Origin of the sequence: Mycolicibacterium gadium, from assembly GCF_010728925.1 — a bacterium.
GTDB lineage: Bacteria > Actinomycetota > Actinomycetes > Mycobacteriales > Mycobacteriaceae > Mycobacterium > Mycobacterium gadium.
The window spans coordinates 2,706,091-2,718,500 of record NZ_AP022608.1; the positions used below are offsets into that span (position 1 = coordinate 2,706,091).

The window sequence follows — 12,410 nt, forward strand, 5'->3', positions numbered from 1 at the left end:
GTGGGCTTGGCTCAGCTAAACAATAACTTTCAGGATGGAGTGCTCCCGTCTCAGCGGACGGCCCACACGCCGCCCCGTGACCTGACTGTGTCGGCAGAACCGTCGCGAATCGCCCCCACCTCTGCTTCTGAGCGAACCGCGCTACCGATACCGGCCAGCAACGAGGCCAACGCCCAGCGCAGCGGGACCATTCCGTGTTGTTCCGTGTCCTCGAGTGCGGCATCGGCCACCCGCCGGGAGCCGTCGAGGTCACCGACGCAGCACAGCGCCGCGGCCATGACTACCTCGGTTTTGACGGTGTGCCGTACCGAACCGAGCGTGGCGGCGGCCGCCCTGGCCGCCTCCGCATGATGCACCGCGGACGAACCCTGTCCGCGGGCCATCGCCAGCTCCGCGGACACCCAGGCGATCCGCACATGCAGGCGTGCAGGCACCGGGCCGTCGAGAAGGTCGGCGGCGCGGAGCAACGCCCGCTCCGACGCCGCGAACCGTCCCGTGCCCAGCGCGTCGGCGGCCAGCCCGATCAGCGCGTCGCCGCCCGCTTCCCGATCGGCGCCCGCAAGTGCGGACGCTCTGCCGTCCCAGGTGCGGGCCCGGTCGTGCCATCCGAGCTGGCGCAGAAACGACGCGCGGGTGCTGTGGGCCAGCGACACCAGCGAGCCGGGCGGCTGACGTCGCAATGTGGCGAGGTCGGCCAGCGCGCTGCTGTAGCGGCCCTGACCGCCGGCCACCACCGCCCGCAGCCATAGCTGCTGCGGAGTGGTCGCGGCGGGCAGCGGCCAACGTCCCGGATCGTCCCCGAACGCTGCGTTCGCCAGGTCTGCGGTGGAAGTGATCATCAACGCCGCGACGGTACCAACGCCGATCAGTCGGGCAGTGCAATACCCGGTACCCGTGGACTCGTATTTCAAAGGGGTCAAAATCACTTTGGTTAACAGTTGGTGCTGCGAAAGTTAATTCCATGTAAGACGGCGCGGAGTTGTGAAAAATTGCCGAAGTCGCATGCATCCACGCGATCAGGACAAATACGCCTCGCCGGCCTCGGCATCACGTTTGCTTAAACACCGATCTCGACGGTGAAGTATCCCAAGATGAACGTGACGTAAATTCTGGACCTGCTGTTATGTCAATTAGCACATGTTCAGGCTATTGACGGAATTTCGTGAGCCCCCCTAGTTTGTGTGCACGAGTAGTCATCGGCGACTTGCGCTCGGATCGGTTCCGTAACTCACGCACTTGTGTAGTTGGCGAAATGAGTGTGTAGAGAGGGGTTTTCCAATGCCACAGCCGCAACAGCTTCCCGGACCCAACGCAGATATCTGGGATTGGCAGATCGCCGGCCTTTGCCGAGGCGTCGACTCGTCCATGTTCTTTCACCCCGACGGCGAACGCGGCCGGGCCCGCGCTCAGCGTGAGATGCGTGCCAAGGAGATGTGCCGCAGCTGCCCGGTGATCACGCAGTGTCGCTCGCATGCGCTGGCGGTGGGTGAGCCCTACGGTATTTGGGGCGGCCTGTCCGAGTCCGAGCGCGAATTGTTGCTGAAGCGGGGTATCCGCCGCGCTTCATAGTCACGAACCCAATCGAGAAGGTCCCATCCGGCGTCCCGGGTGGGACCTTTTCCATCGGCCGATCGGGCGGGCGTGCGGCTGATTCTCGCTTAACATGAGCCACGACTCAGGGAGCGCCGATGACAGACCCGACGCCGGCATCGATGTGGGCGGCATTGAGCGGCGGGCCGTCACCGACGAAATTCTCGAGTGGCCCCCGGATCTGTTCGCCCTCACCGAAGTGATCCTCGACCACACCCAGGCTTATCGCTTCGTCTTGTCCCCACCAGGTGGCGCGACGTGGCCGCCCGATCGATATGTCAGCTGGGCCGAAGCAGTCGAAGATGCGGGACGAGAGTGGAGCGGCTGGGTCGACAACCGCGGCGGCAGCGCGGTTCCCGAAATACTCGCCCGAGAATGGAAGGTCTTCCGCGACCAGATCCAGATCCCGATCGACGACCTCACCGAGGGTCGTGACTGGCTGATGTGTGAGGCGCTTCTGACACTTCATGCGATTGCCGACGAGGCGTGCGCCGGATTGGGCGCCCCGGTTGCTCGGCCCGACGATCACGGCTACGCCTACCGCGCCCGCGGCCGTGAGCTCTTGGCCCGAACCGGGTCGCTGGCCCGCATTCACCCCAACCTCCTCCGTGTGATCCCGAAAGTTCGCACCTCGCCCAATGCGACTGCCTTGGGCTCGTTTTCGCGGTACGCGTGCGTACATCGGCCAGGCGCTCAGGTCGTATGGTCGAAGGTCCCTGTGCGGCATCGCGGCACCGATCTGCAGGCTGAGTACGCGAACCTACTCCTGCTGCCCTGGCCGCTGCGGATACGTGAGACCGACTTTCGACCTGTCGAAGGTTCGGTGCGCAGGCACACCAGCGAGCCCTTCGGTTATTTCGAATTCGCACCGCCGGAACGCCTTGACTTCGACCTGGTGGACCGCACCATCCTCGCCGCCCTGGACGAGGTCTCCAGTGTTGACGTGGTGGTCTTTCCCGAAAGCGCAATCGACGAAGGCGATCTCGAGGAACTCGAGGCCGTCCTGGACCGCCACGGCGTCAATATCTTGATGGCCGGAGTCCGACAACCGGTACCGGGGAATGGGCGGTTACCGGGCAACTGGGTGCACATCGGGGTGAATTCGCAGCTGGAAAAGGGCGCCAGAAAGAGCGCAACGGCAACAGGTTCCGATCGCCGGCAGTGGTTTCACATTCGCCAGAACAAACATCACCGATGGTCGCTCGACGAAGCTCAGATCTATCAATACCACCTCGGCGGGGCGCTGCATCCACACATCCGGTGGTGGGAGGCGATGGACGTCTCACGCAGGACGGTCCAGTTCATCGAAATGGGAGAGGAACTGACCCTCTGCTGTTTGATCTGCGAGGACCTGTCCCAGCGCGACGATGTCGCCGAGGTCGTTCGATCGGTTGGACCCACGCTGGTCGTGACGCCTCTGCTCGACGGACCTCAGCTGACGTCACGGTGGGCGGGCCGATACGCCAGCATCCTGGCCGACGATCCGGGTTCGGCGGTGGCGACGCTCAGCGCGTACGGAATGGTGCGACGCTCGCAGCCACCAGGTTTCGGCTTCTCCCCCATCGTCGGACTGTGGCGAGACCCGGTCCGGGGTACCCGGGAGGTTCCGTTGGAGGCCGGCGCCCATGGCGTCCTGATGACGATCTGCGGGGATCGCGCATTGCGACGTACGGCGGACAGCCGTAGACCGATCGGGAACGCGGTCCACTACTTCGACGTGTCGGTTCACCAAATCCACGCTGCGGGAACAGGTTCGGACTTCCAACCGGCCTCCAGTCCGCCGTCGCCGCCGGTGCTTGAAGTCGAGGAGCTCACTGTTCTCACCGGGTGGGCCCAGGCGGTCTCAGAAACCCTGACAGTGGCGCCGAAGCGCCTGACCGAGCTGCTGGCCGAGGCACGCCCGGGCTCGCCCTGGCGGACCGAATTCAATGTCGTCGAGCCATCGGACCGTCTCGACCAAGCCGTCGACGTCATCGAACGCATCGTTGCGACGTGCTCGAGCTCGGACGGTCCGCCGACAGTCGATGCCCTGCTCGCCGCGACTACCGAGGACCGGCCGGGAGAACCGGCACTCGATGGTTTGGTCCGTCGTGTCCTGCGATCCACGCTGGAGCAAGGTCGTAGCCGAAATGCGGCGACGGCGATGTGGCCCTAGCAGAAGTTGCCAACTCGGCCGCAACAACTGCTCAGGCGTCCGGTTCGCTGTCGGGCTTCGCGACGTCCGCGTCTGACGCGTCGGCGGACTTGGCCGCGGCCACCGGCTTGGGCTGACGGGCACCAGCCACGCGGATGACGCCGTAGCAGAGAGCGACGACGGCGGCCAACACGAGCAGCCACGGCAGCAGCAAACCGAACAGCAGCACCAGGTTTCCCGCGACGGAAACCAATCCGTCCCAACCTCGTTCGACCTGCCCGAGAAATCCCTGATACTGCTTGGGTGCCGGTCCGCCGATCGTTTCTGCCACGAAAGTGACGTTGACAGTGCTGTATTCGATGCGGTCGCCGAGGGCTTCACGCTGGGCGCGCAGACTATCCAAGTCCGCTTGACGCTGAGAGAGTGCGTCCTCGGCGGCGATGAGTGCTTCGGGGTCGCGGGCATCACGCATGATCGCCAGCAGGCGGTCCACCGAGGTCTGCAGCGCCTTGATACGGGCGTCGAGATCGACCCGCTGCGCCGTCACATCCTCGGAGCTGGTTTCGGCAGTCTGCACGGTGCCCAACGTCTTGAGCTCGCGCACCACACCGTCGAGCTTGTCCACCGGAACGCGCAGCACGACCGACGTGCGCGCCAATCCCGAGTCGGACCCCGCGTCCTCGCTGCGGCTGTCGACGCGGCCGTCGGCGTCCTCGACCATGGCGGCCGCCTTGTCCGCGGCCTCGGAGGTGTTGGCCACCGTGATGGTCATCGATGCGGTCTTGACGACGTCGCGCTGGACGTCGTCCACCGGCATGGGCTCCTGCGGCGGTGGGGCCTCCGGTGCGCCCGCGGCGGCGCCATCGGTGGTGAACTTGGACGCGGGCGCGTCATTATCCTGGCGCGACGGACCCGACCCGGCACACGCCGTCAAAAGCGCCAGAGTCGCGATTCCGGTGATCGCCACCGTCAACCATTTGCGGTACAACCTGCAGGAAGTGCTGCTCATGGCAGCCACCATGCCATTAGCTGTGAAGTTCGACCATTTTCGCTGGTTGGATAGGCGGTCAACGAGGTCAAACGTCAATCACCCTGATGATGGTCTTACCTCGGCCACGACGCGTCGGATCGAACGCGCCAGCGGCGTCGTCGAGGGGTCGTATCGCTGCGACGCGTGGCGCGATCCGCCCGTCCCGCAGCCTGAGCTCCAATTCGGCGAGTGCCGCACGATGGGGCTCGACGACGAAGAATATGGACCGAACATTGTCGGGCGGGCTGCGCGGCGGTTCGGCGATGCTGACGAGTGCACCGTCAGGTCGGACCAACGCAGCCGAGCGGCGGAGGATCTCACCACCGATCACGTCGAACACCATGTCCACTGCGCCGACGTCTTCAAGCCGACCTTCATCCAGGTCCGCGAAAACTTCTGCGCCTAGTCCCAGCGCCACGTCACGATCGGCCGCGCGTCCCGTACCGATGACCCGCGCCCCCGCCTCGAGCGCGAGTTGTACCGCCATCGAACCGACACCGCCGGCAGCGCCGTGAATCAACACCGTCTGCCCGGCGCAGAGCCGCCCGTGAAGGAACAGTCCCTGCCACGCGGTAAGGCCCGAAATCGGCAGTGCCGCAGCCACGGTGTGGTCGACTCCCGACGACAGCGGCGCAAGATTGCGAGCCTCGACTGCCACGAATTCGGCCAGCGTGCCATTTCGGCACCAGTCGGTGATCCCGAAGACTCGTTGGCCGACCGTCAAACCCGTCGTCCCGTAGCCGAGTTCGGCGACGACCCCGGAGACCTCGTGCCCGGGGATGGTCGGTGCCCGGTCACGTCCGGCCCGGTCGGTCCAGGTGCCCGGCCAGTCGAGCTCGCCCGGTGTGAACCCCGCCGCGTGCACTCGGACGACGACATCGTTCTCCGCGGCGTGCGGGTACGGCATCTCCCCCAGCGCTAGGCCGTGCACCCCGGCAGCGCGGTCGCGCGCGATGATCGCTCGCATCAGTTCAGGGTCGAGATATGAAGCTGGGACTAGTCTTTCGACTCGTCAGAGTCCTCGGACTTGTCGTCATCATCCGAGTCGTCATCGCCCAAGCCGTCATCCTCCTCCGAGCCGTCATCAGAGCCGTCCTTGGTGCCGTCGTCGCCCGTGGTGTCTGCACCCGATGCGCTGATGCCGTCGGCATGTTTCGTCAGCAGCCGGGCCAGTTGACGGGCCTCCTCCGGCGCCAACGAGTCGTCGATGAGCCGCTCGCCGTCCTCGGATACCCGCTCGATATAAACCGTGTTCTCTTTCGTGGCGACGTTCCATTGGCCGCCTTCATGCTCCGCCATTGGCGCGGGATACCCCGGCTACCGGGTTGTCACTCACTTTCAGGGCACCCGGGTCCAGGGTTGGCAGTTCCGCGATTCGAACGCCTTCACTTCGGCGTTGATATTCGCGAACATCGGACCGATCGACATATTCGTGGCGACCACGTGGTCTTTGTTGGTGTCGGGCGTGCTGTACGCGAACCACGCACACATCGAGTCCACGGTCGGCACGTCGTTGATCCATACGCCGAACGTCGAGGCTGAACCGGCGGTTTGGTAAAGACCCGGCGTGATATCAGGACCGACGAGAAAAAAGCCGTTGCCCGGGATCGGGTCCAGCGGGGCGGCACTCGCACGCGACACGAACGTGACTGCAGCCAGTGTGGCAACAAGTCCGGCCACCGCGTACAGCCCGATCACCTCGGCAGCGTAACTCTTCAGGTCAGCGCACCGAATACATTCCTGTGACGCCTGAACGGATCGGCGCGGCAATGTCCGTGTTGGCATTGTCTGCCGCCCTGAACATCGCCCCGGCCCACGCTGACCCGCTGCCCGGATTCTGTGTGCCACCGAGCGTCGTCGACAACGTGTGCACCGTGCGGCTGACATCAGTCACGGCCGATGCCGTCAATGGGACGATCACCGGAACACCCGTCGGGGGCGGAACCACGATTACCGTTGCGGGACAAGGAGATGCCTACCTCAAGTCGGCGGGCTTCGGCGACGCCCGGCCGCTCCCGATACAACGCTGGGACGAGACGATCGACAGTGTGAACGGCCTCAGCGTCGATCCGTCCAACCCGAACTGGTACGGCAATGCCAAGGCCCAGGCGTTCCTGCCCAGGACACTGAATGACCTGGCCAGCCAGTTCCCGCCAGATGTCCTGGTGGTCCGCTTCGCAGGGACGACGCCCAGCCGGGTTCGTACCGGCTCGTCTCCGTTCAGCCAAAACACCTGCGTGAACGGCTATCTCAGCCTTCCGTGTAGGTATATGTCGTTGTGGTGCATACGTCTATGCCGGTGCGCACCAGCTCCTCGCCATCCTCGAACACGGCCTTGAAGTCGTATAGGCACGCCCCGCTGCCGTCATCGATGTTGATGTTCACCGACTGGCCTACCGGCAGGACGTCCTCGCCGAGGATGTCCTCCTCCCAGGTGCCGCGGTCGACGTTCGAGGCGAAGAACTGCACGATCGCGTGCTGCGTTTCGTTGATGACTTCGACGTGGCGGTCTTGTGCGTTTGCCGGGGCGGCAGTCAGCCCAATTAGGGCGAGAGCCGCCATCACGATGCTGATCGTGAGTTTTTTCAACATCCTGTTCATCTGTTGTCTCTCTTCTCGAATTGCGAAGCAACCCGAACCCCTACCCCCGGCTCGCCCCGCCACCGACTACGGCTTTGTTCCAGAGGGGCAAACTTAGCTCGTTTCGGCTGGCAATGATGCCGAACTTGCGCATTTACAAGCCAGACGACCTAGGTCGCTGCCCAAGCGTCGCCGACAAGGATTGTCGGTCGGACCCAGCTCGGCTCAGTAACTATCTGGGCGTTGCATAGCAAACACCCCCGGCCCATCAGGACCGGGCGTCGCCGTGACTGACCGCTGGGTCAAGGCCGAACACCACGGTTGGCGCTGACTTGCCCTTCAGAGCGTGTGCCCCTCGGTCAACGAGTCCGGGCGGTCGAGAAACCAGAGCGTCAACGGTTTGTTCAGTGAGCAGGATGGCGTCGCCGGTGGCCTTGGTGAGCTGCTCGACGCGGGCAGCGACGTTGGTCGTGTCGCCGATCAGGCTGAACTCGAGATGAGGTCCGCTGCCAATGGTGCCGGCGATCACCACACCGGTGTTGATCCCGATGCCGATCCGAAGCTCACCCTTGAATCGCTCGGCAACCAAGCGGTGAATCAGCAGGGCGGCGCACACCGCGGCGTCGGCATGATCCGCAAGATCGTTCGGAGCCCCGAAGACAACCATCGCACCGTCGCCGAGAAACCTGTTGATGTGCCCCCCGGCCTCGACGACGACCGGCACCATGATCTCGAACAGCGCGTTGAGCCGGGCGACGGTGTCCTCGGCGGTGTTGGCCTCGGCGAACGGTGTGAAGTCGCGGATGTCGACGAACATCACCGTCACCTCGCGACGCTCGCCGCTGAATACGTCATCGCCCTGCGCAAGTAGCCGCGCAGCGAGGGCAGGATCGACGTACGCACCAAACGCGGCCTGAAGTCGTTGCCGCTCAGCCAATCCCGTCTGCATACGGTTGAACGACGCCGCCAAAGTGCCCAGATCATCGTCCTGGACCACCGGCAGGCGCTGGCTGTAGTCACCGGCGGCAACACGGTCAGTCCCCTCGGCGAGGTCGCGGATCGGCTGCAAATACGGTGAGGTCGTCACGACTGCCAGCTGCCCGGAGACGAGCATCAACGCGCCACCGATCACGACGGAGATGACGGGATCTTCTGGGGCGCGGTCGACCAGCGCGGCCAAGATCGCGCCCGCGGTACCGAATGCGAACGCCACAGCGAGTGTGTACATCTTGGACCACATGGCGAACGTCGGTTGAGAGCGCGGCAGGGAGTCGCCGATTCCCGTGCCGCCGGCGATGGCGGCCCTCGCCGGTCGCAGCGCTCCCTCGACGAAACTGTGCACACTGATCACCGCGATCGCCCCGCCATACGCGGCGCCGACGATCCCGTACTGCACCAGGCGCCATCCGGTGGCCCCCGCCACCGCGCCGACCACAACCCCAAGCAGAGCCGCCCACACGACGTCAGTCGCGATCGCTCGGGCAGTCAGTCTGCGTGTGTACGTGAAGGTGGCGACCAGTGCCGTCATCGGATCGACCGGGTGACCCGCTGACCACCGTTCGAACGGACGCACCCCTTTCGAGCCGGGAAGAACCCACAGGCAAACTCGTATCGCGACGGCGACAGCGGTTATGACGACCGCTTCGACGTAGCGGTCAGATCCCTGGAACGCGACGATGATCATGGTGTAGCTCAGGTAGACCACCAGGCCCGGCGGAAAAACGAGGAAGCAGATCGCCCACGAATACCTGGGTCCGTACCGATCCCACACCCATTGGAAGATCCGGTCCATGGCCGAAACGAAAACACCCCCGGCCGATGGACCGGGGGTGTTTCGTACTACTGCTCAGTGGTGGTGATGGCCATGACCGTGGCCATGACCGTCGTCTTCCTCGTCGGCCGGCTTCTCCACGATGGCCGTCTCGGTCGTCAGCACCATCCGCGCCACCGACGCCGCGTTCTGCACCGCTGACCGGGTGACCTTGACCGGGTCCACGACGCCGTCGGCAGCCAGATCGCCGTATGCGAGCGTGGCCGCGTTGAAGCCCTGCCCGGCGGGCAGTTCGGACACCTTGTTCACCACGACCGAGCCGTCGAGCCCGGCGTTGGTCGCGATCCAGTACAGCGGCGCCGTCAACGCGGAGGCGAATACGCCGACGCCCAGCGCCTCGTCACCGGAGAGCGACTCGCGCAGCGGGCCGAGCACAGAACCGGCCTGGACGAGCGCCGCGCCACCACCGGCGACAATGCCCTCCTCGACGGCCGCCTTGGCTGCCGACACCGCGTCCTCGACCGCTTCCTTGCGCTTCTTCAGGTCGGTCTCGGTGGCCGCGCCGACCCGGATGACGGCGACGCCACCGGACAGCTTGGCCAGACGCTCCTCGAGCTTCTCGCGATCCCAGTCGGAATCCGATGCCTCGATCTCCGAGCGCAGCTGCGCCTTGCGGCCGTCGATGGCTTCCGCCGTGCCACCGCCGTCGACGATGACGGTGCTGTCCTTGTCGACGACGACCCGGCGTGCGCTACCCAGCACCTCCAGTCCGACCTCGCGCAGCGCCAGACCGACGTCGGGGTTGACCACCTGCCCGCCCGTGACGATCGCGAGATCCTCGAGGAACGCCTTGCGGCGGTCTCCGAAGAACGGCGCCTTCACGGCAACGGCCTTCAGGGTCTTGCGAATCGCGTTGACCACCAACGTCGAAAGGGGTTCACCCTCGACGTCCTCGGCCACGATCAGCAGCGGCTTGCCCGACTCGGCGACCTTCTCCAGCAGCGGAAGCAGATCAGGCAGCGAGCTGATCTTCTCGCGGTGCAACAGCACCAACGCGTCCTCGAGCACGGCTTCCTGTGCATCGAAGTCGGTGATGAAGTACGCGGAGATGTAACCCTTGTCGAAGCCGACACCCTCGGTGACCTCGAGCTCGGTGTTCAGCGTCGAGGACTCCTCGACCGTCACCACACCATCGACGCCGACCGTGGTCATGGCCTCGCCCACCAGCTCACCGACCTGCTCATCGCGTGAGGACACGGTGGCGACCTGGGCGATGGCCTTCTTGTCGCTGACCGGCGTCGCCGCGGCAAGCAGCGCCTCGGAGACCGCGTCGGCGGCCTTGCTGATGCCGAGGCCCAGTGCGATCGGGTTGGCACCCGCGGCCACGTTGCGCAGGCCGGCCTTGATGATGGCCTGTGCGAGCACCGTCGCGGTGGTCGTGCCGTCACCTGCCACGTCGTTGGTCTTGGTGGCGACCGACTTGACCAGCTGGGCGCCGAGGTTCTCGAACGGGTCTTCCAGCTCGATCTCACGGGCGATGGTGACGCCGTCGTTGGTCACCACCGGACCGCCGTACGCCTTGGCCAGCACCACGTGGCGACCGCGCGGCCCCAGCGTGATCCGCACGGCGTCGGCGAGCTTGTCGACCCCGGCTTCCATCGCCCGGCGCGCAGTTTCGTTGAACTCGATCTGCTTGCTCATGAATGTCCTTACTGACTGAAACTGACTCGAAACGCTCGAAACGAGTGCCGCCCCGGAACTCACCCGTCGATGCGGGAAGCTCCGGGGCGGGACACGGGTACTTACTTGTTGACGACAGCCAGCACGTCGCGGGCGGAGAGAATCAGGTACTCCTCGCCGTTGTACTTGATCTCGGTGCCGCCGTACTTGCTGTAGATGACGGTGTCGCCTTCGGAAACGTCCAGGGGGATGCGCTTCTCGCCGTCCTCGTCCCAGCGGCCGGGGCCAACTGCGACGACGGTGCCCTCCTGGGGCTTCTCCTTGGCCGTGTCGGGGATGACCAGACCGGAAGCGGTCGTGGTCTCGGCCTCGTTGGCCTGTACGAGGATCTTGTCCTCGAGTGGCTTGATGTTCACGCTCGCCACGATGGAGCCCTCCACTAATTTCGGGTTGTCGACCCCGGGGGATCCCGGGGTCTCAATTACCAGGTGTTCGGCATAGCGTCCGTGCCTCGCTCCGTCGTCGCGGGTGCCGGCGCAGGGTTTGGGCGCGTCTGCCACCTAGCACTCTATACATGAGAGTGCTAGCACTCAAGATCGGCCTATGCCTATCTCGTAAAGCGAACGCGCAGGTCCCCGAAGAAGGCAGTGACCAGCGGATTGAACAGGTCGGCCCGCTCCCACTGCAGGAAATGTCCCGCGCCCGGCAATACCACCGGACCCGTTCGATTCGTGAAGGCAACCTCACAGGTGTGCAGGAAGTCAGGGCCGACGACCTGATCGTCCATCCCGTAGAGGATCAATGTGGGCACGTCGACCTTTCGGTCGACGATCGGCGGCTCGCTCACCGCGCGGCCGTACTGGAGCTGATACGCCGCCCATCCCGCACGTAGCCGTTCCTCGGTGGAAAATGGCTCCGTCATGAAGTCGACGTCCGCGGCGGCGAAGGTGCCGGGCGATGCCCACAGCCGGTGTCCGTACATCCCCGCGACATAGCGCCTGCGCTTGGCGGGGGTGTCGAGTTCGGCTGCCAGGTCGTCGGGGGTTGCCCCCTGCAGCATGCGGTAGTCGCCCGTCGGCCCGTCGCCGATCGAGCGGATGGCCGCGACATCGATCCCCGCGGCGATGAAGTCGTCGAAGACGAACGGCGGCACCGAGTCGAAGAAGACCAGTTTCTCCACGAAACCCGGGTAGCGGTTCAGCAGGTCGACACCGATCAAGGCCCCGAGGTCACCACCGACCACGCCACATCGCTCATGGCCCAGCACATCGTGCACCAGCAGGTACAGGTCCCGGCTCCAGGCCGCCAGGTCGTACACATCCTTCGTCGACAGGTCTGAATCACCGAAGCCACGCAGGTCGGGGACGATCACCTCGTAGCCGGCCTCGGCAAGCGGACCGATATTGCGCCACCAGATGCGCTTCGTCTCGGGGTAGCCGTGCAGGAGGAGCAGCGGGTAGCCACCGGTCCCCTCGTGGACGAAGGCAAGGGACAACCCGTCGCGGCCCTCGCTCGGCGCGACCTCTCGGTGGTGGATGGTGAACGCATCCGGCGCCGGAGTCGGCGGCTGTTCGGGTCGCAGGCGCAGGTCGTAGTGCACGCCCACGGAGTCTGCCGCAGCGATG

General features: G+C 65.1%; 12 protein-coding genes. 2 read left to right on the forward strand and 10 right to left on the reverse strand.

Annotation, left to right across the window (positions count from 1 at the left end; all coding sequences use genetic code 11):
• Positions 1-50: 50 nt before the first annotated feature.
• Positions 51-839: a hypothetical protein gene (locus G6N36_RS13200; protein WP_179964932.1), complete on the reverse strand. Its 789-nt coding sequence runs from the start codon at positions 837-839 to the stop codon at positions 51-53.
• Positions 840-1,278: 439 nt separating this feature from the next.
• On the opposite strand from G6N36_RS13200, the gene G6N36_RS13205 reads away from it, so the two are divergent.
• Complete coding sequence (locus G6N36_RS13205; RefSeq protein WP_083124835.1) at positions 1,279-1,569, forward strand: WhiB family transcriptional regulator; 291 nt, start codon at positions 1,279-1,281, stop codon at positions 1,567-1,569.
• 94 nt (positions 1,570-1,663) lie between these two features.
• On the forward strand, positions 1,664-3,745 hold the full coding sequence (locus G6N36_RS13210; protein WP_163686909.1) for a hypothetical protein: 2,082 nt from the start codon (positions 1,664-1,666) through the stop codon (positions 3,743-3,745).
• A gap of 31 nt (positions 3,746-3,776) precedes the next feature.
• On the opposite strand, the gene G6N36_RS13215 is transcribed toward G6N36_RS13210, so the two are convergent.
• The 9 genes from G6N36_RS13215 to G6N36_RS13255 all read right to left on the reverse strand — a co-directional run bounded on the left by G6N36_RS13215 (position 3,777) and on the right by G6N36_RS13255 (position 12,385).
• A complete protein-coding gene (locus G6N36_RS13215; protein ID WP_163686910.1) occupies positions 3,777-4,733 on the reverse strand; it encodes a DUF4349 domain-containing protein in 957 nt (318 codons plus the stop codon).
• Between the two features lie 67 nt (positions 4,734-4,800).
• The gene (locus G6N36_RS13220) at positions 4,801-5,721 is read right to left on the reverse strand and encodes an NADP-dependent oxidoreductase (RefSeq protein WP_163686911.1); all 921 of its coding nucleotides are present in this window, start codon (positions 5,719-5,721) and stop codon (positions 4,801-4,803) included.
• Positions 5,722-5,750: 29 nt separating this feature from the next.
• Complete coding sequence (locus G6N36_RS13225; protein WP_163686912.1) at positions 5,751-6,053, reverse strand: hypothetical protein; 303 nt, start codon at positions 6,051-6,053, stop codon at positions 5,751-5,753.
• Between the two features lie 39 nt (positions 6,054-6,092).
• A complete protein-coding gene (locus tag G6N36_RS13230) occupies positions 6,093-6,452 on the reverse strand; it encodes an Rv1352/Rv1906c domain-containing protein (RefSeq protein ID WP_179964780.1) in 360 nt (119 codons plus the stop codon).
• 552 nt (positions 6,453-7,004) lie between these two features.
• Complete coding sequence (locus tag G6N36_RS13235) at positions 7,005-7,346, reverse strand: hypothetical protein (RefSeq protein WP_232076393.1); 342 nt, start codon at positions 7,344-7,346, stop codon at positions 7,005-7,007.
• Positions 7,347-7,602: 256 nt separating this feature from the next.
• Positions 7,603-9,126: an adenylate/guanylate cyclase domain-containing protein gene (locus G6N36_RS13240; RefSeq protein ID WP_163686914.1), complete on the reverse strand. Its 1,524-nt coding sequence runs from the start codon at positions 9,124-9,126 to the stop codon at positions 7,603-7,605.
• A 54-nt stretch (positions 9,127-9,180) separates the two neighbouring features.
• On the reverse strand, positions 9,181-10,806 hold the full coding sequence (gene groL / locus G6N36_RS13245; RefSeq protein ID WP_163686915.1) for a chaperonin GroEL: 1,626 nt from the start codon (positions 10,804-10,806) through the stop codon (positions 9,181-9,183).
• A 101-nt stretch (positions 10,807-10,907) separates the two neighbouring features.
• A complete protein-coding gene (groES, locus tag G6N36_RS13250; RefSeq protein WP_046754122.1) occupies positions 10,908-11,210 on the reverse strand; it encodes a co-chaperone GroES in 303 nt (100 codons plus the stop codon).
• A gap of 182 nt (positions 11,211-11,392) precedes the next feature.
• The gene (locus G6N36_RS13255; RefSeq protein ID WP_163686916.1) at positions 11,393-12,385 is read right to left on the reverse strand and encodes an alpha/beta fold hydrolase; all 993 of its coding nucleotides are present in this window, start codon (positions 12,383-12,385) and stop codon (positions 11,393-11,395) included.
• Positions 12,386-12,410: the final 25 nt, after the last annotated feature.